The following is a 23971-nucleotide window of genomic DNA, read 5'->3' on the forward strand; positions in this document are numbered from 1 at the left end:
CGGTGACCGCGTCGGTAAGGTGAAGGCGCACCCGCACTCCCAAAGGGAAATGGGGTTGACTGCTGGGGTCAATGGGAGTGGCTGGGGGGGCATTCTGAGTGGTTCCAGCGAAGTAGCGGATCGATGCGCGGGCGGCCGGACCCGCAAGGCGCAGCCACGATGTGTGTGATCAGTGGATTCCGGCGCGTCGTCATCACAGGACTCGCTCGATCTCGGTGAGCCAGCGCTCACACGTTTGCCTGTTGCCCTGAATAGAATAGTTCGGGCGTAGAAATCTCGAAGAGAAGCTGAATGAGGAGATCGTCGAGTTCCTGCATCTCTCCTTCGCCCCTTACCCCGGATGCGATAAGACCAGTTCTAGGCGGAATTGCTCGCCTGTGCGTACGGTCACAGCGGCCCCGCCTGCGAAGGCGATGCGCGTGCCGACCAGCTCGGAGTGTTGATTGTAGGCGGGCGCCACTTTCCGGAACCTCCCCAATGCCGAGGGTATAGCGTCGAGTTCCAGCGCGGACCAGCTCTGAGGTGGGTAACACCATCCCGGAAGGTCTGGCCAGCTCCCTTCCTCGATTCTCAGGGTCCAGTCCGTACCCGAGGTGAGAACCACAGAGCCGCCGTCCGGGAGGATTAACTCCAGTGCCTCCCATGACGCTTCAGCCTTCCGGGGCATAGCGGATTCCGACGAGCCTCATGGCGCTGAGGGTGCGCAGTCTCGTGACACGAGCGCTGGTTTCCCCGGCCTCCCGGCGAGCGTGTGGGGGGTCTCCCGTCATCGCATTCCCGTGATCGCGCTTCGCATACGCGCCATGCCTGACTCGCTGCACGCCAGGATCACCTGGAACCTCGCTACAGCACTGCCGTCAGGTCGCTCGGCATAGGCCCAGCGCTGCCCAGTCCGTGCCAAGATGTTGAGGATATCGGGCAGCGTTTCGGGTTCTTCGCACAGTATTTCTTGCGCTTCCTCGATGACGATCACGTAGTGATCCGCGGGCAGCCAGGTGAGGTCGCTTAGGCAGTCGTCAAACGCAGGGAGATTCCAACCGAAGTAGTCCGGCAGCTTGAACTCGTCCCAGAACTGCTGGAACAGTCCGTCCAGGTCTCTCATCTTGCGGCCGTTCAGCCAAGCGGTGAAGGTGAGGCCGGGTAGCGGAAGAAGGTCGCGGATCGATGCGTGGGCATCTGGGCCGGTGAGGCGGAGCCACGCTTCCGCACTCACCCGGGACGTGGTGGATGCGCCTGCTTGCCGTGCATCAGGGCGTTGTTTCATCATCCCACCCACACGTCAGAGCCTGTATCGCGTCATCGATCTCGACGCCTCGGTAACCGGTCCGATAAAAGATTTCCCGCTCGCCCAGGGCGGCAACCGTATATCTCAGGAGAGTGGGCCACAGGAGAGCCAGACGCCGCGGAAGCAGCGCGACGTGCTCGGTCGGTGGAGATGCCGACTGCTGCCCCGATCATCTGAGGCGAGTGTCAACGTAGCGTTTCCGCTTCCGCACGGTGCGGACCTTGGGGGCGTGCGAGGCCAACGCGCTCGCCGCACCGGTGAACCGTCGCGGGCGGCCGAGCGCGCCGTGAGGACTACGCCGCCGACTCCCGGCCCGCCTCCCCGCGTGTCAGTTCCGCCGGCAACGGCCGCGCGTGGACGATGGTCAGGCCCGATACGGCACGGGTCAGCGCGACGTAGAGGCGGCGCAGGCCGGTGCGGTGGGCGGGCACGGGCGGCTCCTCCGTAACAGGGCCCGCGGCCTGCGATGCGGCCTGTTGGGCGGCATCATCCGCGCCCCAGCCTGCCGCCTGCTCGGCGGCATCGCCCGCGCCGCCGGCCCGGTGCGGTGTCGCTCGTGGCTGGGCCGTGAGGAGGGGTTCGCCGTCCACCACGGCGGCCGGTTCGTCCAGCACGACGTAGTCGTATTCAAGGCCCTTGGCCAACGTCGCGGGGACCAGCGTCAGTCGGGAGTCGGCCGAGGTCTCCTCGCCGGGGGACAGATGGCTGAGCCCAGCCGCCGCCAGGGCTGCCACCAGCGCCGGGATGCGGGCCTCGGCCGCGATCAAGCCGACCGAGCCCTCCCGCGTCAGGGCCTCCTGGCAGGCGGCGACCACCTCCGCGTCCAGCGCGACAGCCACCTCCGCGTCCAGCGCGACAGCCACCTCCGCATCGAGCGCGGCCCCCGCCCCGCCGACCGGGCGGAACTCCAGGGAGCCGGGCGCCTCTCGTACCGAGGTTGCCTCCGCAAGCCCGGGGGCGATCGACGGGAGGAGCCGGGACGCGTACGCGATGACCTCACGCGGTACGCGGAAGCCGCGCGTCAACTCTTCCACCCTGGCGTCCTCCTTGCCCAGGTGGCGCAGTGCCTCCGGCCAACTGCCGGTCGCCCAGGGCGTCGTGCCCTGCGCGATGTCGCCCAGCACCGTCGCCGAGCCCGTCGTGCAGCGGCGGCCCACCGCGCGGTACTGCATGGGGGACAGGTCCTGTGCCTCGTCGAGCACCACATGGCCGAGCGAGGGGGTGCGCTCGATCAGGTCGGCGGCCTCATCGATCAGTACGGCGTCGGCGGCCGACCACTTCGCCGACTTGGGGCCGCGCGCCGGCTTCTCCCAGAGCAGCGTGCGCTGCTCGGCTTCGGTGAGGATGCCCGCCGCGTACTCGGCCAGCGCCTCCGCGTCGGACAGCAACCGCAGCACCAGCTTCGCCGGGTCCACCAGCGGCCAGATCTCCTTCACCGCAGCCTTCACGGCCGCGTTACGGGCCACCGCGTCCTGCACCCGGTCATCCGGGGCCTCGCCCGCCTCCTCCATCCGTACCAGTACGGCGTGTGCCACCCGCTGTGGAAGGGCCGCGCGGGCGGCGCCGTATCGGATGTCGCGCTCCAACAACTGCCGTACGATTTCCTGCACTTCGTACGCCGGCACGCGCCACCGCCGCGACCCCCGCACCACCACCACCGGTTCCTGAGGCATCCGCACCCCCGCTCGCAGCGCGCGCCGCAGCACATCGGCCATCCGTGCGTCACCCTTGATGCGGGCCCGCTCGGCGCTGTCCGTGCCGCGCACCTCCACATGCGCCACCAGATCGGCCACCGTCGCCTGCTTGACCTGGAGTTCACCGAGCGCGGGCAACACCTGCTCGATGTAGTGCAGGAAGGATTGGTTGGGGCCGATGACCAGGGTGCCGGTGCGGGCGAGCCGCTCGCGGTGGGCGTAAAGGAGGTACGCGACACGGTGCAGGCCCACGGCGGTCTTTCCGGTGCCGGGCGCGCCCTGGACGCACACCGTGCCGCCGATCCCGGCCCTGACCAGCTCGTCCTGTTCCGGCTGGATCGTCGCGACGATGTCGCGCATCGGCCCGACGCGGGGCCGCTCGATCTCGGACTGGAGGAGTCTGCTGGTCTGTTCGCCGGCGGGCGCGGCCGGCCCGGTGAGCGGCTCGTCCTCGTACGCGGTCAACTCGCCGCCCGTGTACCCGAAGCGCCGCCGTAGCAGCACATCCATCGGCCTCTTCGGGGACGCCTGGTAGAAGGGTTGCGAGATGGGTGCCCGCCAGTCGATGACCATGGGCTCGCCGTCCGCGTCATGCACATGCCGGCGCCCGATGTAGAAGCGGTCGCCGCCGGCGTCGCCCTCGTCACCGGCCAGCGCGGCCTCGGTGGGCGGCGCGGTGGAACCCGTAGGGGTGTCGGCGGCGGTGTGGTGGGCGTGCTCGTAGTCGAGGCGGCCGAAGAACAACGGGGTGTCGGTGAGGTCGGCGAGCGCCTTGATCCGCACCTCTATGGTGTGCCGCAGTGCCTCGGCGTTGACCCAGTTGGCCGTGGTGTCGGCGATGTCGAGCGACTCCGCGTCCGCCCGCATGGCGCGCAGCGCGGACCGGGACGCCGCCAGATGCGCCTGCTCCCGAGCGAGCGGGCCCCCGCCATCGGCCGCGGCGTCCGCGATGTGGGGGCGCTTTGGTGGGGAGACCGGTGTATCGGCGCTGGTGCGGGGCGGTGCGGTGGGTTTGGGGGCATGCGACGACACGGTGTTGCCTCCGGCTGTGTACAGGGGCGTACGACGGCGCGCGCGAGCGCACGTCGGCGTACGACGCCTATGCGCGTGAGTGAGCGAAGGGCCGACCGGTTTCCGTCCGGACGGCGGCGCTCCCTGGCGGAGAGGGAGGCGGGGGAACCCCGGTGAGGCCGGGAAGAGCGAGAGTTTAGCCAGCGGGACGACGGGAAGCTAACGGTTTTTCGCCCGCACGCGGCGCGGGGTTCATGCTGCGGCGATGTTGGGCCGTTACGAAACGGACTACGAAACGCACTGCGAAATGGACTACGAAGCGGACGGGGAGCGGGAGCGCGTTCTCAGGGTCGGACTCCTCCTCCCGTAGGGGATGCCATGAGCCTGGAGGCGGAGGGCGGCCCGTCGTTGTTTACTCCGGCAGGCCGATGCCCGGCCGCCCTGCGGAATCGATGATGGAGTACATGAGCCCCGCGACGATGACCTCCGCACCGCACGCCACCTGTGCCACTTCCGCCACTCCCGCTACCCCAGCCGTTTCCGGCCGCACGACCAGCGGCTACGGTTCAACCGCGCTCCCCGCCGAGGCCGCAGCCTGTGCCGCGGCCTCCGCCCCGCGCTCCGGCACCGACTCCCCGGCCCGCCGCCCCCTGGGCGCCGCCCTGCACGCGGTGAAGGTCTTCACGACCGCCGCGTTCAGCGTGGCCGTCATGGGCGACTACGAGGACGCCGGCGTACGCAGGAGGTAGCCGGCGCCGCACACCCCCAACCCCACGTGCCTCGTACGACCTTGCCCGCGTGCACGACACTCATCCCACGTGCCGTACGACCTAGCCCGCGTGCACGACACTCACCCCACGCGTCTCACACGTCCTCGCCCGCGAGCAGCTCGGTCGCATCGATGATCCGGTACGCGTAGCCCTGCTCCGCCAGAAAGCGCTGACGGTGCGCGGCGAAGTCCTGATCGACCGTGTCGCGGGCGACCACCGAGTAAAACCTGGCCTCGTGCCCGTCCGCCTTCGGCCGCAGCACCCGACCGAGCCGCTGGGCCTCCTCCTGCCGTGACCCGAACGTGCCCGACACCTGGATGGCGACCGTCGCCTCTGGCAGGTCGATGGAGAAGTTCGCCACCTTCGACACGACGAGGACGGACAACTCGCCCGCCCGGAAGGCGTCGAACAGCCGTTCCCGCTGCGCGTTGGTCGTCTCGCCCTTGATCACCGGTGCGTTGAGATGCTCGCCCAACTCGTCCAGCTGGTCGATGTACTGCCCGATGACCAGCGTCTGCTCCCCCCGGTGCTTGTTGACCAGGGCCTCGGTAACACGCCGTTTGGATGCGGTAGTTGCGCAGTAGCGGTACTTCTCCTCCGGCTCAGCGGTCGCGTAGGTGAGCCGTTCGCTGTCGGTCAGGTTGACGCGCACCTCGACGCAGTCGGCAGGCGCGATGTAGCCCTGCGCCTCAATTTCCTTCCACGGGGCGTCGAACCGCTTGGGCCCGATCAGCGAGAACACGTCCGACTCGCGGCCGTCCTCCCGTACGAGCGTTGCCGTCAGGCCGAGCCGGCGCCGGGCCTGGAGGTCCGCGGTGAACTTGAAGACCGGCGCGGGCAGCAGGTGCACCTCGTCGTAGATGATCAGTCCCCAGTCGCGGGAGTCGAAGAGTTCCAGGTGCGGGTAGATGCCCTTCCGCTTGGTCGTCAGCACCTGATACGTGGCGATCGTGACCGGCCGGATTTCCTTCCTCGTACCGCTGTACTCACCGACCTCTTCCTCGGTCAGCGAGGTGCGCCGCACCAGTTCGTGCTTCCACTGCCGGGCAGAGACGGTGTTGGTGACCAAGATCAACGTGGTCGCCTGGGCCTGCGCCATCGCACCCGCGCCGACCAGCGTCTTGCCCGCCCCACATGGCAGCACCACCACGCCGGAACCGCCGTGCCAAAAGCCCTCCACGGCCTGCTTCTGGTACGGGCGCAGCGCCCAGTCCTGCTCGTCGAGCGCGATCCGGTGGGCCTCCCCGTCCACGTAACCGGCGAGATCCTCGGCGGGCCAGCCCAGCTTCAGCAGCGTCTGCTTGATCTGGCCGCGCTCGGAGGGGTGCACCACGACGGAGTCCGCGTCGAGGCGCGCCCCGACCAGCGGCTGAACCTTCTTCGAGCGGAGGATCTCCTCCAGGACCGGCCGGTCGGTGCTCTCCAGAACCAGGCCGTGCGTGGGGTGCTTGAGCAACCGCAGCCGCCCGTAGCGGGCCATCGTCTCGGCGACATCCACGAGCAGGGCATGCGGCACGGGGTAGCGGGAGAATTCGACGAGCGCGTCCACCACCTGCTCGGCGTCGTGGCCCGCCGCTCTGGCGTTCCACAGCCCGAGCGGGGTCACCCGATAGGTGTGAATGTGCTCCGGCGCACGCTCCAGCTCCGCGAACGGGGCGATCGCCCGACGGCAGGCGTCCGCCTGGTCGTGATCCACCTCCAGGAGGAGTGTCTTGTCGCTTTGGACGATGAGAGGTCCGTTCACGCGCCTCGCCCTTTCCACTAATGACCGGCTGGCAACGACAGCCGCCCGAGCTTCGGGCCGCGGCGGCCAAACCCCCAGTGTCGCGCATCGGGCGCCGATACCGGGTGGGCCTTGTCACAGCCGGCATCGGGGAGGTACGCGAGCGCAGCACGGAGCACCGCGGTCGCCGTACGAAGAGGCTGGTGGGAGCCGTGCGCCGAGGTGGGCGGGCGGTGGCCGAAGAGGCTGGGCCGCGCTGGTCAGAGGGAGTCGTCGGCCAGTTCGGCGACGCCCGTGATGCGGTGTAGCGGATAGGTGCGGACCTCGTCGGCGGTGTGGTCGTACCCGGTGACGAATCCGCCCTCGACGCGCACCGGCGCGATGACCCGCTGGGACGCGGCGCCGTCCACATTGACGTAACCGATCCAGACAGCCGACCCGGTGAGCACCGCCGCCTGCATGGTGGCCAGGGTTTCGGCCGATGTGGTGCGGGGGAGCCGGCCCGGCCCGACGCCCCCCGCCGCGGCGGAACCGGCCGCCACCCCGGTGGCGGCCTCGGCGTCCGCGCCCGCCGTGGGGTCTTCCTCGTCCGGTGCCTGTTCCGCGCCCGGCACCGCGGTGCTGGGCTTGTGCGCGGCCGTCGCTGCCAGGTCTCCGGCCCGGATCGCCCGTACCGCCGCGTTCAGCAACCTGTCGTCCGGCACCGGCGGGCCGTCAGGCACGGGGGTGGGCGCGGTACGGGGCGGAGTGCGGTACGCATCGGCGCGCGTCACCATCACATCGCCCTCGGCGGACTCGGCCGCCGGCGCGTACCCCATCTCGCGCAGCCGCTCCAGCAGGACGTCCGGCGCCGCCTGGGCGGCCAGCACGGTCGGCGCGAGGCGGCGCAGCCGTAGGCCCGAGGAACGGCGGTCGGCCAGAATCTCGGCGAGCAGCGCGTCATCGTCACACCGGACATACGCGGAAGCCGCACCGACCCGCAACTGACCGTGCCGGCGCGCCACATCGTCGATCAGATACGTGAGCGGCTGCGGAATCGACGTACGGGAGTGCTCGGCCAAGAAGGCGTGCAGGTCGGCCGCCGCGCGGCCGGTGTCAAGGGCGCGGCGCACAGAGGCGGGCGTGAAGCGGTAGACCGTCGCGCCGCCCTTGGACTCAACGTCGGCGAGGACACCAAGCAGGTCAGCGAGGTGGCGTTCGAGCGGCCCGGGCGCCACGGCCGTCAGGTCGGCCTGGAGCAGCACATGGTTGAGCGGCTGCGGGAGCAGTGGCGCCAGCAGCCGGGCGGCGGCTGCGCCGGCAGCGGCCAACTCGGCGGCGGACGGCGCGGGGAGCGAAGGCGCGGGCAGCCAGCCTGCCTCGGAGCCCTGGCCTGCCTGGGCGCCTATGCCTGTCGTGGTGGCCTTGCTCGCCGGGGAGCCCAGGCCCGGCTCGGTGGCCTTGCCCTTTCCGGCGGTCTTGCCCGTTTTGGTGGCCTTGCTCGTACCGGTGGCCTCGTTCGTCTCGGTGGCTTGGTTCATCTCGGTGCCCGGGCCGGGAGCCTGGGCGGCCGTGGAGCCGAGCAGGGCGCGACCGTGCGAGGCGAGTGCGCCGCGGCCCGTGACGCCGAGCGTTTCGGCCTCGGTCAGCGTCCAGCGGGCGAGCCGGGAGCGGAGATCATCGTCGGGGCCGGCGGCGCCATCGGCCGCGCCGCGCAGCGGGCGCTCCCAGCGCAGCCGGTTCAGCAACACATCGGTCGGCACCGAGGCCCCGGCCGGCAGCGCGGCGAGCAAGCCAAGGGCACGGCGCCGCACCTCGGGCGCCGCGCCCCGGTCCAGGTCGGGGCCGAGCGCCGAGAGCGTACGACCCTTCGCGTCCCGGACCCCGACCAGCCCCGGCGCCCGGGTGGCCGTCAACCAGGCCGTGGCCAGCCGCGCCCACCGCTGCTCGGCGGACAGCCGCAGCCACTCGTCGTACGCGGGCGTCGGCGCGAACCGCTCGTCCGCCTCACCGTCCGAAGCCAGCAACCCCGCGGCGTACGCCAACTCGATCCAGAAGGCGGCCATCGACTCCGTCACATCGAGCGCCGCGGCGGTCCGCTTGAAATCGCGCACGCTCAGCCCGCCCGCGCGCAACACCGCCGGGCCACCGGCCTGCCACTCCTTGAGCAACTCCTCCACGGTCGCCAGCGCGGTGAACGCTTGCCCGGCGGCTGCGGCATCCACAGCCTGTGGACGGCGTTCGGTCAGCGGAACGAGCTGCGGAACGAGCGGCTCCACCGTGCGATGGGCCCGCCCACCGCGCAGCTGTAGCGCGACCTCGCGGGGCAGGACGACATTGCGCGGCCCCGCGGGCAACAGCAACCCACGCGCCAACAACCAGCGCAAATGCGGCGCGGGCCCGGCCTGCTCGGCAGCCCTGGTCCGCTCCCGTACGTCCCCCACCGCCTGCCCACCCGCCACGCGTTCCGCATCCGTGTCCGGCGCGGCGCCTGCCGACTCCGCCGTCGCGGCGGACACGGCACCGTACGGCGGGCCCCACAGCAGCCTGCGCAGGGCGGTCAGGGCCTCCGGCGGGGCCTGGTCGAGGAGCGCCGCCATCCGGGCGCGGTCGGTGAACAGGCGGGTCAACGCGGCGACAGCCGTCACCGGATCATGCGTGGGCGGCAAACCTGCCGCCGCGATGACCTCTTGCAACCGCCCAGGCGACATGCCCGCCGTCGCCTCCGCGACAGTGGGCCCAAGCCCGGTCGGCGAGGGCCGGGTCGCGGAGGGGGCCAGCAGCTCACGGGCGGTACGGATCAGGCGAAGCCGGTCATCGCCGCCCCAGAGCAGGGCCTGCTGGCGCAGCGTGGCCACCGCACGCGGCAGCGCGGCATGGATATCCGCCACCGAGGCAGCGGCGACGCCTTCACCGGCGCCCACGTCGGAGGCAGGGACGGCCCACGAGGCCGTATCGGTACCGGCGTGAGTCGCCGCGTTCATGGCCGTGGGCTCCGCGCCCGCGGCCGGACCGGCGTCCACCACCGCATCGGGGTCGCCCGTCATGAGGATGCACAGCGTCTCGTACGGGCACGGATCGGGCGCCACCGCCAACGCCTCGGCAACTTGAAGCGCAAAGCGGTCAAGCCGTTCCACCGCCCGCACGACCGACGCCCGGGTACCGGCCCGAGTGGCGAGCTGGGTGAGGTCGTTCGGCACCGGATTGAGAAGGTCAGGACGGGCCCGCAGCAGCGTCGCGAGCGCGCCATCAGGGCGTACCCGCAACTCCTCAGCGAGCGTGCGGGGCGCCCCGCGGTTGCTGCCGCTGCTGCCGCCGCTGCGCCCGTTCTCTCGGGTCATCCGCGCCGCCCGATCCCGCGAGGTGGTCATTCGGACCACGGTACCGGCTCACCGCCCCACACCCCCATGCGTCGTGCCAAGCCGCTGGGGGCGGCTTGGCACGGGTGGGGGCGGGGGCTGGGGGGCGGGGGCTGTCGCGGGGGCTCGGGGGGTGTGGGTGGTGTGGGTCCGGGGTATCCCCGCACGCGCGGGGGGCATACGTGGACGAAAGCGCCCAAGACAGCCACATGGGGACCATTCCCCCGCATGCGAGGGGACCATCCGTGCGTTCGGCATACGCCACGACATCCGCTGGGTCCACCCCCGCGTGCGCGGGGACCATCGATACCCGCGGAAGCTGAGGACACCTGCCGGGGGACCACCCCCGCGTGCGCGGGGACCATGGTGAGTGATGCGGCGTCATCGTGAGGGTCGGGGGACCACCCCCGCGTGCGCGGGGACCATCACGTACGACGAGGACGGCGAGGTCCTGGACGAGGGACCACCCCCGCGTGCGCGGGGACCATACGTGGAGAACGGGCGCGGGCGCCGACAGGCGAGGACCACCCCCGCGTGCGCGGGGACCATGGCCGTCCGCCAAGATGAGACGGGGCCACGCAGGGACCACCCCCGCGTGCGCGGGGACCATGGCGAAGCAGGCAAGCGACACCTACGACCTGCAGGACCACCCCCGCGTGCGCGGGGACCATGGTCCAGGCTGGGGAGAGCGGCTGCGCGTGTCGGGACCACCCCCGCGTGCGCGGGGACCATAGTTCGTGACCTGCGGGTTTACGGCGCGGGAAGCCGGTTTTTACTCACTTCCGCGGATTCCGGCATAGCGCTCGTACGGCGCATATCTATCACGGTCCTCCCGTCAGATCGCTCCGATGGAGAATCTACCGCTCACGCCTCGCCCTCAACGCGTCACCCGCACATGGCGCCCTGAGGTCAGCGCTCGGGCCCTGCCTCGTATGGAACGGGCCAGGTGCGAGAGTTAGGCGCGGCGTCGTCCCCCGATGCGGGCAGTGTTGGTGGTGGCCTGTTGGGCGCAGGTTGGGTGCATCAAATACTCGCTGCCGTCTGTGTCGATGCCGGGGGCGGCTTGGTCGCGGTAGACGGGGCCTCCGCATACGCAGCGGATGGAAGCTGGCCGAGCAGTCACTCCCACCCATCCAGTCCGGTTAGCACTCGCCCCAGCAGCATCGAACCGACCGTGTGATCCCGGGGCCGGGGTTCGCCGGCCTCCAGTAATGAGTCGCTGGTTGGCTGGACGCCCACCTCGGCCCAGACGATCTTCCCCGGCCGGGCCTTCGGGCGGTAGTAACCCCAACGAATGGCCATGGCCTCTGTGAGGAGCAGACCTCGGCCGCCCGTCGCGGTGCTGTCCGGCTCACGACGGACAGGCGGGCGGGGGTCCCCGTCGCTGACCAGGATGAGCACACTCGATCCGACCAGGTGGAGCCTGACAGAGATCATTCCGGTGTTGCATCGGGAGGCCGCGGCCGAGCCAGTCGCTGGGCGGGCATGCTCCACCGCATTCGTCGCGAGTTCGGAGATAAGGAGCCTGGCTGTTTCAACGACGTCGCCCTCCGGCCTCCATCGGCGCAGAACATCGACCGTGTGACGCCGAGCCCAGGCGGCCGTACTCGGCGCAGTGGCGAGGGTGAGATCGCTGACGAGCTGGTGGCCCTGATTCACGGGAGTGCCTCCCGGTGGGGACGACTGGATAGGGGTGTGTGCCTGTGGGCGGGCGCGGACCGCTGCAGGGTTGGGTGATATCCCCTGCGTTGCGCCCACCACCCGAGACGAGCACCAGATCGCTACTTCGTCGCGATGACGTAGACGCTGCCCCATCGGCGCTTGGGGTTGGCCAGAGCAGGGTCGAAGGTCCAGGGCTCGACGGTCGTGAAACCCGCCTCGGTGAAGATCTGGACCAGCTTTTCGTGGTCGTAGGCCCACAGGTGCGGGGTGTACCTGAGGTCGTCGTCCTGGTCGCGGAAGAGCAGGTTGACGAGGTCGAGATAGGTGTTGATGTCTCCGAGGCAGTCCCGTTTGCTGTACCAGCGGCTGATCATCTCGTCGGCCTCGCGCAGTGGCCCGGGGTACTGGTTCAGGACGAACCCGGCGTCGGGGACGCCGGTGATGATCCGGCCACCCGGTGCGAGTACCCGGTGGGCCTCGCGGACGTAGTTCTTGGCAGAGCGGGGGTAGTCGATGTGCTCCAAGAAATGCTCGGAGAAGATCAGGTTCACCGTGCCGTCGTGCAGAGGGATGCCTTCGCGGATGTCCCAGAGGAGATCGGCCGGCGGGACGAGGTCGATGTTGTAGTAGCCGTCGGCGAGGTGGGCTCCGCCGCCGATCTGGACGCGGGCGGGCTTCTCGTCGATACGGCCGCTGGGCCAGGCACGCTGGCTGGCATGGTGGTAGCGGTGGAGAACAAGCTCCTTGGCCGCCGCGCGCAAGGTGCGGGCCAGACCGTGGGTCGTCGTGGGTTCGGCCAGGACGGTGGCGATCTGCTCGCCGAGGAGGTCGGTGGAGGGCATCGAGATGTAGCTCATCGCGGGGTCTCCTACGCGTGAGGCTGTTCAGGGGCGGGGAATGTGTCCGCAGAGGGTGGCGCTGGTCAGGCAGCGCTGGGGGCCGGTGCGGCCCACTGGTTGTTGCGCATCAGGGTGTACTTGATGTCCACCAGCCGCGGGGCGATCGTCAGCGAGAGCTGCTCGGTCGGGTGGAGGCGGCCAGCATCGTCCTGCTCGGCCCTCCATACGCGGTAGTCGAGGTTGGGGTAGGCGGGATTGATGCCGACCTCGCCTTTGGGCATCGTGCCGTTGAAGGGCACGACGATGTCCATGTGGTTCCAGTAGTTCCAGGCTTGCAGCGCCTTGTACTGGTCGAAGTAGAAGTAGAAGTCTGGATAGCGGCCGAAGGTGCGCAGTTCCCGGTGGATGAGATGGCCGAGGAGAGGCCCGAGCGGGGTGGCCAGGTCGTCGAATTCCCAGCGTGTCCGGTGCCAGCCATCGGGTGCCTCGCCGGGGGCGAGTAGCCGGGCGGCGACGAGGTAGCTGATCCGCTCGACCAAGTAGGTGCTCGCGTGGTCCGCGTCGATGGTCGGGTCGACCTGATGCAGGAGCACGGCGAGCTGCTCAGGGCGGGGACGGAACTCCGCCAGATCGAACTTCCCCGCCATGGCGGGGAAGGAGGCGAAGAGCATTTCCTTGTAGAGCCAGTTGTTGAGCTCTCCGAGTTCGGCCAGCCGCTGTGTATGCCGTGACGTCGAGTGGAGCATCAGGTACTCCGCTACCGCCTCGAAGTACAGGTAGCCGAGGATCGGCAGGCGCGGGATGGTCTCGTCGAGCTGCCGGAAGAACGGCTCGGGGGCGACGCGCGTCCCCTGGTAGGCCACGGAGGCGGCTGTGGCGAGGAAGGCAGCCGAGTTCTTGACGCGGCTGACGACGGTCTCGCGCAGGTGGTGGCGTTCGGTCTTGCTCAGCAGGTATTCGAGGTGGCTGTAGATCTGCAGGTGAATGAGGCCCAGCCGCAGATAGTCCACTCCGGCGAGTCCTTGGTACGCCTGCGGCGGCGGATCGACCTCGAAGATGAGAGGGGTGGGGACGCGGTCGGTGACGCCGAGCTTGGCCAGGAAGGCCGGCGCCTCCTTGGTGAGGACGTAGGAGGCCAGGTTGTGCATGCGGAAGCCCTGGCCGGTCTCGGTGAGCGGTGCGCAGTAGATGCTTCCGACGAGGCAGCCGCCGGACGGGTACAGCACTCCCTGTCGGCTGATCTCCTCCAGGGCGTGTGTGACATGGAGCAGGTGCAGTTTGCCCTTGCCGCTGAGGGCGTCGAAGAGGGCGTTCTGGCGGAGCAGCCCGCCGTTGGGCGTCTGCTCGGCCAGCCGCTCGTCCCAGGCTTCGGTCTGCGCCGCCAGCGGATCGCTGATGTGCGCCGGGCTGGGGACGAGCGCGGAGCCGAAGAAAGCGTGAGCGTCGGCCCACAGGTGATAGGCGTCGAGGAAGTCCACAGGTCACACCAGCCCTGTTTCCGCCAGCGCGTACCGGACGGACTCGGTTCCGCTGGCACCGGCCAGGTGTGCCGTTTCGGAGATGACCACGAGATCGAAGGCCAGGGCCCTGAACCGCTCGAAGGCAGGTACCCGTACGTGCCGGGCGTTGGGCCACCAGGTGAGCTTCGGCAGGCGGTAGCGGTCGAGAGCGTCGGCGGCCTTGACCACGTCGCAGATACGCTCGGTGCGCTGGTGGTCGGTCCGATCGTCGGCGCTGAAGGCGTCGTACGGCACATCGTGCAGCCGGACGGCCGTGGCCGCCCGCACGATCCGGCTCGGCACGGCGGTGAGGCCGAAGTGGCCCCACACCGTGTCCGCGTTCGCCGCCAGCCACAGGGCGGCACGGGCACCGTGGCCGCGGTCGTCCTTGTCATGCAGCCGCTGCCAGTCATGGACAGCGGCGGCCACCACCGCGGTAGCGGTGTCTTCGTCGTCCAAGCCCTGTTCCTCGGCCAGCAGGGTGGCGAGCGTTGTCACCCGCATGCTGTGTCTGACGCCGTGGATCGATTCGTACACATGCGGCTCGGCCAGCCACCTGGCCGGTAACGCTGCCTGCCGAAGGAGTTCCTTCGAGGCCGGCCGAAGGGTGATGCTTGGTACCGAGCTGAGGTCGGGACGATTTTCCCTGATCCAGTCGATGGTCGCCCGGTCCATGTACTGGTGGAGCGGCAGTCGGTCCTGGGCCGCCAGGTCGATCAGGCTTGCGGTCGCTGAGGTCGTGCTCATCTGTGCCCACCCCCTTTGGTGGTCTACCGCTGTGACGTGCTCCTACCGGAGAGGCGCTGCCTGCTGCTCCCGCTCCTTGCGCTCCTTCTCGGTGGCCTCGAAGGCAGCTGTGAAATCGGCCAGCTCCTGCTCGGTCATCAGCGCCACGCCCAGCTCGGCGGCGACATCGGCAATCCGCGCCGCTGCCTCGGTACGGGCCGCGTCCGGCGCGCCGTCGTCCAGCAGCACCTCGAACTCGGCGTGGTACCCCCATGCTTCGCTCCACTTGACCGCGATCTCCACCCCGCTGAAGCGGAAGTTGTGGCGCAGATTGAACGCCTCGTGCATCGCGGTATCGAATCCGAGCGCGTTGAACACCTTCACCGCCGCAGCCACGTCGGCGGGCGCGATGGCGAATTCGGTCTCCTCGAAGGCAGCGCCCTGGCCGATCCTGCTCCCCTTGAGGGTGATCTTGGCGGTCCCGGCGGCGGTGTTGTCAGTGACCTTCAAGAGCTGGTCGGGGAGGACATAGAAGTGAATGTGCTTGTCGTCCTGCCCAAGATCCTCGCCGCCCTCTTCGAGGCGGGCGACGAGTCGGTCGTGGACTTCCTTGTCGAAGCGGGCGCGCATCTCGATCTCGACTGCCATGGGGCGTTTTCTCCTCGGTTCGGGCATGGAGGTGCCGGCCGAATCGGGGCCCAGTGGCCCGCTCGGTTTCGACGGCGCGTGTGGAATCGGTGACCAGGGAGGGTGACGCGGCCGTCCGGCACCGCAGCCGCATCACCCGAGGTGGATCATCGGACGGGTCAGGTCAGGTCGCCGAAGCGGCCCTTCACCACACCCGAGTGCAGGTAGGTCGGCAGCGGGACTCCTCCCACGGACGTCCGGGTCGCGGCCACCTGCTCCTCCGTCTCGCTGGGGAAACCCTTCAGCAGCCGGAGGCACTGCTCCACCCATTCACGGGAGGCGGGCCAGTCACCCAGGTCGCGATGGCGGACCGCCAACGCGTACGAGGTCTCGACCGCCGCCCACCGATCGGTGGCCAGCTCACGCTGGAAGATCGACTCCAGCTCCTCGGCGGAGGCCGGGCGGGTCTGGTTGGTCATGGTGCCCTCTCGAATCAGACGGTTTTACCCCAGGAGTGATCAACGCGCAGGCGCCCCCGCGGTGACGCCGTGAACCACCGCTAGTAGGTGTAGATCTCGGCCAGCGTCCGATAGTCCTGCAGTTCTTCCTTCTCGAACCACAGCTCGACTTCCTGCTTCGCCTCATCCCGGTTGCCGGAGGCATGCACGAGGTTGGCCACGGCCTTTCCGGACGCGATGCTGGCCGCAGAGCTGTAGTGGGAGAAGTCGCCGCGCACCGTGCCGGCCGGAGCCTGGTTCGGATACGTACTGCCGACGATCTTCCGCACGGTGGCAATAGCGTCGAACCCTTCCAGCACCAGGGCAATGACCGGCCCCTGCTGCATGAACGTCGAGGTGACGCTGTAGACCTCCGAGCCCAGCCGCTCTTCGAGGTCGAAGTAGTGGCGCCGGGTGAACTCCGCGTCCATCTGCTTCATCTTGACGCCGACGACCTTCAGGGCCGCGTCTTCGAAGCGCGAGATGATCCTGCCGGCCAGGCCGCGCACCAGCGCGTCGGGCTTGAGCAGGACGAGCGTGCGCTCGGCGGTCTGTGCTTGATCCTCGGCCATTTGTTCCCTTTCGCCTTACTGGCAAGCTGACATGACGGACGCTCAGCCGTCATGTGCCGAGGTTACCGGCGCAGAACCGGCGGCTCGGGCGGCCGGTCGTTCCCCCGAACTGACGAAGCGGGGGAACGCTGTTGGACAGCACCGAAGGGATGGCGTACGAGCCAAGTTCTCCGTCTTCCCTATCCGCTGTTGAACCTCACCTAAGATCTCCCTGGGCTCGTTCAGCACCTGTACCTACTCCGCGCGTGGCCGCTTCAGGCACCGGGACGGTCCACCGGATGGCACCGCGCACTCGATGGCATTGATTCTCCCCAGGCGCTGTCGGTACGACCATGAAGTGCCAGTGCAGTGACAGTGCATCTTCGGCGCGCGAGTCCCGCACCGAGTGCAACGGCGCCGGAGGGGCGAAGGTGGACGTGATCAAGGTGTGGAACGGTCACTACGCCTGTCAGCTGCAGTCCGCTCTACGTCTCACCAATGAACAGTTCGCCGCCCAGCTCGGTGTAGCCGTCAGAACGGTCGCCACCTGGCACTCCGATCCAGCCGTCGTGCCCCGCAGAGAAATGCAGCAGCTTCTCGACACGGTCCACGAGCAGGCCCCGCCGCCGGCCAGACGGCGCTTCTCGCTGCTGGTCGCAGGCAGGAGCGACGGGGGCGGTGCGGGGACGGCCGGCGCTCAAGCGCTTCGTGTCGCCATCGCTGTGGTCACCCGCGAGGACAGCGTCCTGCTGGTCTGCCGCCGGGACGATGATGCGACCGGCATCACCTGGCAGTTTCCGGCCGGTGTGATCAAGCCCGGGGCGAAGGCCGAGACGGCCACCGTGCGGGAAACGCTGGATGAGACCGGTGTCCACTGCGCGATCAGGCAGCAGCTCGGAACCCGGCTGCACCCCGTGACCGGCGTGCTCTGCGAGTACTTCCTGTGCGAGTACCTCGCAGGTGAAGCCACCAACAGCGACACCGTCGAGAACATCGATGTGATGTGGGTGCCCAGAAAGTCGGTGACCCGCTTTATCCCCGTCGATACGATCTTCCCACCCATCTTGGCCATCCTGGAGGAGCAGACGTGACACAGCAGAACGCTGACGAGCGGCCCGGGATCGCCGCGGCCATCGTCGTACACGACAGCCGAGTGCTGATGGTGCGGCGTCGGGTCAGCGAGGGCCAACTCTCCTGGCAGTTCCCCGCCGGGGAGATCGAGCCCGGTGAATCGCGCGAGAACGCCGCTGTACGGGAGACCCACGAGGAGACCGGGCTGAAGGTGAACGCTCTCAAGCTGCTCGGCGAGCGCGTCCACCCGGCGACCGGCCGACTGATGTCCTACACCGCCTGTGAAGTGGTCAGCGGCACCGCACACGTCGCTGACGCCGAAGAGCTGGACGAACTCGCCTGGGTCGCCCACGCCGACATTCCCCAGTACGTCCCGTACGGACTGTTCGAACCGGTCCAGCAGCACCTGGACGCCACACTGGCCTGACCTCGCCACCAGCCCATCGTGCATCAGTAGGCCGGAAGCGGCTGAATCGGCGGAGCCTTGCACTGTGTCGCTTCAGCCGCTTCTTCTGGGCTTGGCACCCAACTGCAGGAGCGGGCCTATCGATGCCTGTGGTGCAGGTCTTGAGGGCTAGCGGACCGTCCGACCGGTCGTGAGGTAGGTCGGGAGGTGGCCGGGCCGCCGATTACGGGCAGGTTGGTCGCGTCGGCGGGCAGGTCGTCGGCGCGTCGCAGGCGCCAGACGAGAACTTCGCTGCTGGGTTCGGCTGTGCCGAGTTCGCGGTGGGCTGCGGATTCCGTGAGCAGGGTGGTGGGGTCGTGGCCAGGGGCCTCGGCGTCGGCGAGGGTCGCGGCGAGAGCGGTGCTCGAATCGGACCACCCCCGCATGCGCGGGGACCATATAAGTTAAGCAAAACGAATTAAGGAAATGATGGGACCACCCCCGCATGCGCGGGGACCATTCCGACGCGTGCGCTTGGGCTTTTCCTCATCGAGGACCACCCCCGCATGCGCGGGGACCATAGTTCGTGACCTGCGGCTTTAGAGCGCGGGAAGCCGGTTTTTACTCACTTCCGCGGATTCCGGCATAGCGCTCGTACGGCGCATATCTATCACGGGCCTCCCGTCAGATCGCTCCGATGGAGAATCTACCGCTCACGCCGCGCCCTCAACGCGTCACCCGCGCATGGCACGCCTGGGGTCAGCGCTCGGGCCCTGCCTCGTATGGAACGGGCCAGGCGCGAGAGTTAGGCGCGGCGTCGTCCCCCGACCCGGGCGGTGTTGGTGGCGGTGGCCTGTTGGGCGCAGGCCGGGTGCATCAGGTATTCGCTGCCGTCGGTTTCGGTGCCGGGGGTGGCTTCGTCGCGGTAGACGGGGCCGCCGCATACGCAGCGGATGGGGAGGGGGCCGCAGGTGGTGAGGGTTGCGGGGGCGAGGTCTCCCGCCAGAGTGATCGCGCACGCGAGGTAGCGCGGGCTGCCCTGCGCCCCCGCGGGGCGAACCCAGTGGGGGCCGGGGCCGGCGGTGCGGTCGGTGTGTGGGATCAACGCCTGTCCGCTGGTGGCGACTTGAACGTAGCGGGTGAGGCGGGCGTAGGACCAGGGTGAGCGCTTGGCGTGTCCTACGGGGATGAGCCAAGTGCAGTGACCGGTTTCGGGGTTGGCGATCATGGCGTCGCAAAACGTGTCGCGTAGCAGGTGCATGCCCGTGGTGAGGGGGGCTTGTACGAGGTCGAAGTGGTGGCCGATGGGTAGGAGGGAGTGCCCGGTGCCGGGTGGTGGTGTCCACGCGTACGTCATGGGTGGCTCCAGGCACGTTCGTCGGCGGTGGGTCCGATGTCTTCGGCGGGGGTGATCAGCCATCCGAAGGTCACGTTGGCGGTGTAGTGCAGGTGGCGGCCGCCGGGATGGTCGATGGCTGCGTGGGTGCGGCACCAGCGTTGGGCTTGGCTGTGTTGGCCGGTTGGGCCTTGGTCGGATTCGGGTTGGGGGGATCGTTCGCCGCAGGCGGTGCAGGTGGCGCGTACGGCGTAGGGCGCGCCGTGGGGGTCGGGGCCGATGGTCATGTCTACGAACCGGTAGGTGCTGCGGGTCATCGCGTGGCTCCCCGGGGGGTGCGGGCGCAGGTAGGTCCGACACCCTGGGAACTACTCGGTAGCGGGCCGTTCCCGCAGGTCACAAAGGGTCTGACATGGCAACCGCCACCCTCACGCGCACCGATGGGCAACGCTCGCTCCCCACAAAGACCATGGAAACGAACACTCCGGGCGTGTGCCCGTGCCATGGCCGCCCGTGGGTGGACCTGTTGCTACGTAAATCCAAGATCGTGCGCGAGGGTGAGCGCGCGTTGTCCATCCGTGCGCAGGAAGAACGGGGCCGCGCATGGGCCGACGAACACGGTTACTGTGTTCGGAAGGTCTGGAAAGAGAACCTGTCCGCGTGGTCCGACGTACGGCGACCCAAGTACGACGCTGCCATGTCGGCCGTCCTCGCGGGCGAGGTTCCCGCGCTGTGGTGCTACGCGCTCGACAGGTTCAGCCGCAAGGGTGCGGAAGCGGTGGTGCCGATCCTCGGTAAGGCTCGCGTGATCTTCGATTACGAGCGTCTTGACTCGATGGACGAGCGCGACCGCCGATGGATCATCGACCGTGCCGAGAACGCCCGCGAATACTCGCAGCGTCTTTCCCACAACGTTCGCGTAACCAAGGATCGGCAGCGCAACGAGGGTCGTTGGCTCGGGAGGGCACCGTTCGGCCTGGTCGCCCATCGGGAAACTCGCCGCCTCTCCCCGAACCGCACGCCGTACACGTGCCTCATCAAGGGCCGCCGGGAACTCACTCCGTGGGAAGTGGTGACCCGGATTTTCAAGGAGATAGCGGGGGGCACGTCCTTGCATGCTCTTGCCCGGAAGCTGAACGAGGAAGGCATCCGGTCGAGCACGGGCAAGTTTTGGCGTGCGGACAGTATCCGGGCAATTGTCGTCCACCCCGTTTACGAGGGTTGGTTGACTGTCGCCCCGGGTGGAAGGTCGCACAAACGATCCGTGCACTACATCAACGACCAGGGCGAAAAGGTGCGCTGTGTTGATGCTGCCGAGTTGCCCGAGATGATTCCGGCGGACGTGGCTGCCCGTGCCCGTCGCGTGATGAGCGGGAATCAGATCATAGACAGCACCAGAATTGAGGGTCGGGCCGTTCACGCGCTTAGCGGGAAGATGCGGTGCGCGTCGTGCACCGGTGCCATGGTCATAGGCGGTACGTCGTACAACTGTCAGTTTCGTAGGGCTGGTGGTGCCTGCCCTGGTCCCGCGTCGGCATGGCGGGAAGCAATAGAGCGGTACGTGGTGGACGCGTGGTCGGCGCGGCTGCACTCGGCCGAGGATGACGACCCGCTGTTGCTCGCCGTTGCCGAGCGGTGGCAAGCTCTGTCCCGCCCCGACGAAAGCGAAGAGATCAAGGAAGCGCGCGCCGAACTCAAGGCCGCGCAACTCAAGCTCGACAAGTTCCACGCGGACGACGCAGCCGACTTCTACGAGGGCCGGTCCGCGCGGTACCGCATCCCCCACAAGGTCGCTGCGGAAAAGCGGCTCGACGCTGCCGAGAAGCGCGTGAAGGAACTGGCCGGCGGGGGGCGCGTAGACATCACGTTCCTGATCGAGGGACACGCGGCCAAGACATGGCACAACGCGGACCCGCAGCTACGGCGGGACTTGCTCGGCCTCGCCATCGACACCGTGATCGTGACCAAATCCCCCGGACAGGGGAAGCCGTTCAAGGGTGAGGAGCGCGTGTCCATCGTGTGGGCGGCCCCCGAGACAGACGAGTACGAGCAAGCGGCATAGCGCCGTACGGCCCGAGGAAGCCCCGGTTGGTCCCCGTGACCGCCGGGGCTTTCTGCTGCCCGCACACGGGCGCGTGGGGCCCTCGCCGGCTCGCCCTCGGGCGAGGCCGCTGCACAGCGGTGGTGCGAAGAGTGTTGAAGTGACGATTTTTTGCACTTTTTTAGAACCCTAAGAAAAACCTAGAGAGAAAAGAGATTGGGGTCTCTGGCGACACCGCGTCACGGCGAGGGGCACGGGCAACCCTCGCTCCCCACAGAAAGTAGGAAGCGGAAATGCCCCGCTCGCTCTCAGCGGCTCCGGGCAACCTTCGCTCCCCACAGTAAGTAGAGGGGGAAACGGTCGAACTCACCGCACGGTGACTACGGACTCCCTTCCGCTACTTCCGAGAGCGGGATTACCGCGCGCCCACCCAACACGGGGAACCTGGCGGACTGAGTGCCTGACTCTCGGAACAAGCGTTGCCCGTGGACCACTCGCCCCCGTTGTTCGGGTGGCCGCGAGGGTCGTAGGGCAGCGCGTGCGGGGACCGCACCGCCCACCAGTAACCGCCCCTCGCGGGCGCTGAACGGGGTTGTAAGACCGTGCGGTCCCCAAGTCGTCCCGACGTTCGCCCATGAGCGCCAGGACGACGACCAAGCCCGCTGACCCAACGGCTAGAGGTGCGCGGTACCGGCCCCCTCGCGGGGAGATCCGTACGCAATCCGCAGAGTTCCCCGGTTCGAGTCCGGGGGCGGGCACAACGACGAACACCACAGAGGGGGCGCGCATGCGCTGTATCGACTGCACCGAGCCCGCCACGCACCGCGGACGCTGCAAGACCCATCACGAGGCGTACGAGGGACGTCCCAACGTCCGTTCCCGACGAGCACGGGGCCGACGACGGGCGAACCGTATAGACGCTGCCGCGAGGCTCCGCCGGCGGGTGGACGAGCGGGGCTCCGCGTGGTGCGACTGGTGCTTGGGTGATTACCCCGTGGACGGGGTGGACGTGGACCATGTGCGCCCGCTGTCCCTCGGCGGGGAGGACATTGACGGCAACGTGCAGGTGTTGTGCCACGGGTGCCACCAGCTCAAGACGAGTGCGGAGTTCCGGGCGGTAGGTGCTGGAACGTAGGAAGCACGTCTACAAACGTATTAGTCCGCGGGGGCATATGAGGTTGGCACATCAGCCACCATTTCCATACTACGGCGCCAAGGGCAAACTAGCGCCCTGGATTGTCTCGCACATCCCGGAACACAAAGCGTACGTCGAACCCTTCTGTGGGTCTGCCGCGGTTTTGCTTGCTAAGGAGCGCTGCCGGACGGAGGTTTTGAACGATGCGAACGGCGATGTGGTGACGTTTTGGCGTGTGTTGCGCGATCAGCCCGACGCGCTTGTTGAGGTTCTGCAAAGGACTCCCTATGCGCGGGACGAATACAAGGCGTCTCTTACCTCTTACGGTGGCCTGCCAGAGTTGGAGCGAGCACGCAGGTTCTTCGTTCGCTGTTGTATGGCGTTCAATGCCTCAACCCGGAAGGTCGGGTTTTCGTCTTCCGCACCTGGCCGGACGGGTAAGGCACAGACGTTTGCAGCGCGTATTGACACGAGGTTGATGGAGGTTGCGGAGCGCGTCAGGGGTGTGGAGATAGAAAATGTTGATGCCTTGCGATTGGTGGACAGATGGCGCCAACCGGATACCGTTCTCTATCTGGACCCGCCGTACCTAGCATCCACACGCAAGAGTAAGCGCGATTACGCAACTGAGAGCAACACGGACGAGTTTCATGCATCCATGCTGCACACCGTGGCAGACTTCCCGGGAACAGTTTTGATTTCTGGTTATATGGGCGGTCCGTACGAGTCTCTGGGGTGGCGTTGTGAGCGTCGTGAGGTACCGGCGCACGTCTCGAACGCCGCGGGTGCACGACGAGTTGAGTGTTTGTGGATCAATCGCTGATAACTGCGTCATCGGTTCGTCCACCAGGTGAGTCCCGACCCCCATCGCGGTGGTCACCGCAACGAGCCATCCGGGAACGCGCTGGAGCGACTGTGCGTGCTGCTACCTAGCCGTTGCCGTAGGTGGTAGAGCCGTCCGGCTTCCATGGTTCGCGCTGCAAGCCCCGGTAGTTCATGTCGAGATGGCGTGCCCATCGTGTGAGTTCGGTCCATGCTGCGTCAGCCTCGCGTGACCATTCGGCGGGCGCGTTTTCCACGATGTCGAGCGCCATGGCGACCCGCTGTTCTGCCGTGCCGAGCTGGTCCCGAACGCCCTCGGGCAGCATGTCCCCGCGGGCGTCGAGCATGGCGCGCAACCGTGCGCAGCACTGCGTCAGATGGTCACGGATGGCAGCGACGTTTTCGCGGGTGGGCCGGGGCGGTACGCACTGATCGAGGAACAGTCCTGCGGCAAGGTCGCACCAGTAGTGCGCTTCCCTGTGCAGCTCACTGCGCTTGGAGTCCGACAGGCCCGAGTAATACGGGGGCGGGTGCTCGCCGGCCGCTTTAGCGTTCACGCGCTCTTGCCTGGCCCACTGTTTCACCAGTCCTGTCACGTCTGCCTGTGTGTAGTCCGCTGCTGTCATATCTACCCCCCTTGGTGGCTTGGTCCCAGGCTTGCTGACTTACGCGCTTTCGTCTGCGCCGCAGGGACAGAAGCCGTGTTGCGCGGGCCACACTCGTTCACCTCTGCGTGAGCCACGCTGTGAGCCCGCTTCCTGTGGCCGTGGCGAGTGCTGCCACGAGCCATCCGGGGACGCGTTGAATCGTCAAGTGCAGTCCTGCACAACGGAGTTCAAAAGCGGCTGAGGGCTTGGCCTTGGTGCGGTTGTCTGCCATGCCCCTATCCGACAGGCGGTGCCGTCAGTGCTACAAGCGTTCCCAGAGGCGGAAGTGGGTAAAGTGCGTAAAGATCATTT

Annotated in this window: 21 protein-coding genes and 1 CRISPR repeat array; of the genes, 6 read left to right on the plus strand and 15 right to left on the minus strand. The window is 68.2% G+C overall.

The window, feature by feature from the left end; genetic code table 11:
• Positions 1–766: 766 nt before the first annotated feature.
• Positions 767–1213 (minus strand): barstar family protein, encoded by a 447-nt coding sequence (locus tag FHS42_RS07540; protein WP_184570120.1) that lies wholly within the window; start codon positions 1211–1213, stop codon positions 767–769.
• A gap of 365 nt (positions 1214–1578) precedes the next feature.
• A complete protein-coding gene (locus FHS42_RS07545) occupies positions 1579–4011 on the minus strand; it encodes a HelD family protein (protein ID WP_376772543.1) in 2433 nt (810 codons plus the stop codon).
• A 443-nt stretch (positions 4012–4454) separates the two neighbouring features.
• Here FHS42_RS07545 and FHS42_RS07550 point away from each other — a divergent pair, with 443 nt between their 5' ends.
• A complete protein-coding gene (locus tag FHS42_RS07550) occupies positions 4455–4739 on the plus strand; it encodes a hypothetical protein (RefSeq protein ID WP_184570814.1) in 285 nt (94 codons plus the stop codon).
• A 115-nt stretch (positions 4740–4854) separates the two neighbouring features.
• Here the strand turns inward: FHS42_RS07550 and FHS42_RS07555 are convergent, their stop codons facing one another.
• The 9 genes from FHS42_RS07555 to FHS42_RS07595 form a co-directional block, all read right to left on the minus strand.
• Positions 4855–6504 carry a DNA repair helicase XPB gene (locus FHS42_RS07555; protein ID WP_184570122.1) on the minus strand — a complete coding sequence of 550 codons (1650 nt, stop codon included), beginning with the start codon at positions 6502–6504 and terminating at the stop codon, positions 4855–4857.
• A 239-nt stretch (positions 6505–6743) separates the two neighbouring features.
• Complete coding sequence (locus FHS42_RS07560; protein ID WP_184570694.1) at positions 6744–9803, minus strand: helicase C-terminal domain-containing protein; 3060 nt, start codon at positions 9801–9803, stop codon at positions 6744–6746.
• 294 nt (positions 9804–10097) lie between these two features.
• Positions 10098–10553: direct repeats of the CRISPR family, unit length 28 nt; unit sequence GGACCACCCCCGCGTGCGCGGGGACCAT.
• Between the two features lie 387 nt (positions 10554–10940).
• On the minus strand, positions 10941–11636 hold the full coding sequence (locus FHS42_RS07565; RefSeq protein ID WP_246494363.1) for an ATP-binding protein: 696 nt from the start codon (positions 11634–11636) through the stop codon (positions 10941–10943).
• Positions 11603–12340: a class I SAM-dependent methyltransferase gene (locus FHS42_RS07570; RefSeq protein WP_184570126.1), complete on the minus strand. Its 738-nt coding sequence runs from the start codon at positions 12338–12340 to the stop codon at positions 11603–11605. Before FHS42_RS07570 ends, FHS42_RS07565 begins: the two co-directional genes overlap by 34 nt.
• 65 nt (positions 12341–12405) lie before the next feature.
• Positions 12406–13800, minus strand: a complete 1395-nt coding sequence (locus tag FHS42_RS07575) for a hypothetical protein (protein WP_184570128.1) — start codon at positions 13798–13800, stop codon at positions 12406–12408.
• A 3-nt stretch (positions 13801–13803) separates the two neighbouring features.
• On the minus strand, positions 13804–14568 hold the full coding sequence (locus tag FHS42_RS07580; RefSeq protein WP_184570130.1) for a hypothetical protein: 765 nt from the start codon (positions 14566–14568) through the stop codon (positions 13804–13806).
• A gap of 42 nt (positions 14569–14610) precedes the next feature.
• Positions 14611–15195 (minus strand): hypothetical protein, encoded by a 585-nt coding sequence (locus FHS42_RS07585; protein ID WP_184570132.1) that lies wholly within the window; start codon positions 15193–15195, stop codon positions 14611–14613.
• 158 nt (positions 15196–15353) lie between these two features.
• Complete coding sequence (locus FHS42_RS07590; RefSeq protein ID WP_184570134.1) at positions 15354–15653, minus strand: hypothetical protein; 300 nt, start codon at positions 15651–15653, stop codon at positions 15354–15356.
• 80 nt (positions 15654–15733) lie between these two features.
• Complete coding sequence (locus FHS42_RS07595; protein WP_184570136.1) at positions 15734–16243, minus strand: nucleoside-diphosphate kinase; 510 nt, start codon at positions 16241–16243, stop codon at positions 15734–15736.
• A 410-nt stretch (positions 16244–16653) separates the two neighbouring features.
• Between FHS42_RS07595 and FHS42_RS07600 the strand changes: the two genes are divergently transcribed.
• Positions 16654–17313: an NUDIX hydrolase gene (locus FHS42_RS07600; RefSeq protein ID WP_184570138.1), complete on the plus strand. Its 660-nt coding sequence runs from the start codon at positions 16654–16656 to the stop codon at positions 17311–17313.
• Positions 17310–17720, plus strand: coding sequence for an NUDIX hydrolase (locus tag FHS42_RS07605; RefSeq protein ID WP_184570140.1), 411 nt, complete (start codon positions 17310–17312; stop codon positions 17718–17720). Before FHS42_RS07600 ends, FHS42_RS07605 begins: the two co-directional genes overlap by 4 nt.
• A gap of 116 nt (positions 17721–17836) precedes the next feature.
• On the opposite strand, the gene FHS42_RS39345 is transcribed toward FHS42_RS07605, so the two are convergent.
• The 3 genes from FHS42_RS39345 to FHS42_RS07615 all read right to left on the minus strand — a co-directional run bounded on the left by FHS42_RS39345 (position 17837) and on the right by FHS42_RS07615 (position 19331).
• Entirely contained in the window at positions 17837–18124 is a 288-nt protein-coding gene (locus tag FHS42_RS39345; protein WP_446696872.1) for a hypothetical protein, read from the minus strand.
• A 359-nt stretch (positions 18125–18483) separates the two neighbouring features.
• Positions 18484–19035 carry a hypothetical protein gene (locus FHS42_RS07610; protein ID WP_184570142.1) on the minus strand — a complete coding sequence of 184 codons (552 nt, stop codon included), beginning with the start codon at positions 19033–19035 and terminating at the stop codon, positions 18484–18486.
• Positions 19032–19331 carry a DUF7848 domain-containing protein gene (locus FHS42_RS07615; RefSeq protein ID WP_184570144.1) on the minus strand — a complete coding sequence of 100 codons (300 nt, stop codon included), beginning with the start codon at positions 19329–19331 and terminating at the stop codon, positions 19032–19034. Before FHS42_RS07615 ends, FHS42_RS07610 begins: the two co-directional genes overlap by 4 nt.
• A gap of 95 nt (positions 19332–19426) precedes the next feature.
• Between FHS42_RS07615 and FHS42_RS07620 the strand changes: the two genes are divergently transcribed.
• From FHS42_RS07620 to FHS42_RS39030, 3 genes are all read left to right on the plus strand, one after another.
• Positions 19427–21076: a recombinase family protein gene (locus FHS42_RS07620; RefSeq protein WP_184570146.1), complete on the plus strand. Its 1650-nt coding sequence runs from the start codon at positions 19427–19429 to the stop codon at positions 21074–21076.
• 958 nt (positions 21077–22034) lie between these two features.
• Positions 22035–22190, plus strand: coding sequence for an HNH endonuclease (locus FHS42_RS36680; RefSeq protein WP_246494364.1), 156 nt, complete (start codon positions 22035–22037; stop codon positions 22188–22190).
• 37 nt (positions 22191–22227) lie between these two features.
• The gene (locus FHS42_RS39030; RefSeq protein ID WP_376772544.1) at positions 22228–23013 is read left to right on the plus strand and encodes a DNA adenine methylase; all 786 of its coding nucleotides are present in this window, start codon (positions 22228–22230) and stop codon (positions 23011–23013) included.
• A 106-nt stretch (positions 23014–23119) separates the two neighbouring features.
• On the opposite strand, the gene FHS42_RS07635 is transcribed toward FHS42_RS39030, so the two are convergent.
• Positions 23120–23638, minus strand: a complete 519-nt coding sequence (locus tag FHS42_RS07635; RefSeq protein ID WP_184570152.1) for a hypothetical protein — start codon at positions 23636–23638, stop codon at positions 23120–23122.
• Positions 23639–23971: the final 333 nt, after the last annotated feature.

This window comes from Streptomyces zagrosensis (assembly GCF_014203645.1).
GTDB classification, from domain to species: Bacteria; Actinomycetota; Actinomycetes; order Streptomycetales; family Streptomycetaceae; genus Streptomyces; species Streptomyces zagrosensis.

Coding starts and splice junctions, on each gene's coding strand:
- FHS42_RS07550 (WP_184570814.1), top strand. CDS start 4,455: ATGAGCCCCGCGACGATGACCTCCGCACCGCACGCCACCTGTGCCACT.
- FHS42_RS07560 (WP_184570694.1), bottom strand. CDS start 9,803: ATGACCCGAGAGAACGGGCGCAGCGGCGGCAGCAGCGGCAGCAACCGC.
- FHS42_RS07565 (WP_246494363.1), bottom strand. CDS start 11,636: ATGGGGCAGCGTCTACGTCATCGCGACGAAGTAGCGATCTGGTGCTCG.
- FHS42_RS07570 (WP_184570126.1), bottom strand. CDS start 12,340: ATGAGCTACATCTCGATGCCCTCCACCGACCTCCTCGGCGAGCAGATC.
- FHS42_RS07580 (WP_184570130.1), bottom strand. CDS start 14,568: ATGAGCACGACCTCAGCGACCGCAAGCCTGATCGACCTGGCGGCCCAG.
- FHS42_RS07585 (WP_184570132.1), bottom strand. CDS start 15,195: ATGGCAGTCGAGATCGAGATGCGCGCCCGCTTCGACAAGGAAGTCCAC.
- FHS42_RS07590 (WP_184570134.1), bottom strand. CDS start 15,653: ATGACCAACCAGACCCGCCCGGCCTCCGCCGAGGAGCTGGAGTCGATC.
- FHS42_RS07595 (WP_184570136.1), bottom strand. CDS start 16,243: ATGGCCGAGGATCAAGCACAGACCGCCGAGCGCACGCTCGTCCTGCTC.
- FHS42_RS39345 (WP_446696872.1), bottom strand. CDS start 18,124: ATGCGGGGGTGGTCCGATTCGAGCACCGCTCTCGCCGCGACCCTCGCC.
- FHS42_RS07610 (WP_184570142.1), bottom strand. CDS start 19,035: ATGACGTACGCGTGGACACCACCACCCGGCACCGGGCACTCCCTCCTA.
- FHS42_RS07615 (WP_184570144.1), bottom strand. CDS start 19,331: ATGACCCGCAGCACCTACCGGTTCGTAGACATGACCATCGGCCCCGAC.
- FHS42_RS07620 (WP_184570146.1), top strand. CDS start 19,427: ATGGCAACCGCCACCCTCACGCGCACCGATGGGCAACGCTCGCTCCCC.
- FHS42_RS39030 (WP_376772544.1), top strand. CDS start 22,228: ATGAGGTTGGCACATCAGCCACCATTTCCATACTACGGCGCCAAGGGC.
- FHS42_RS07635 (WP_184570152.1), bottom strand. CDS start 23,638: ATGACAGCAGCGGACTACACACAGGCAGACGTGACAGGACTGGTGAAA.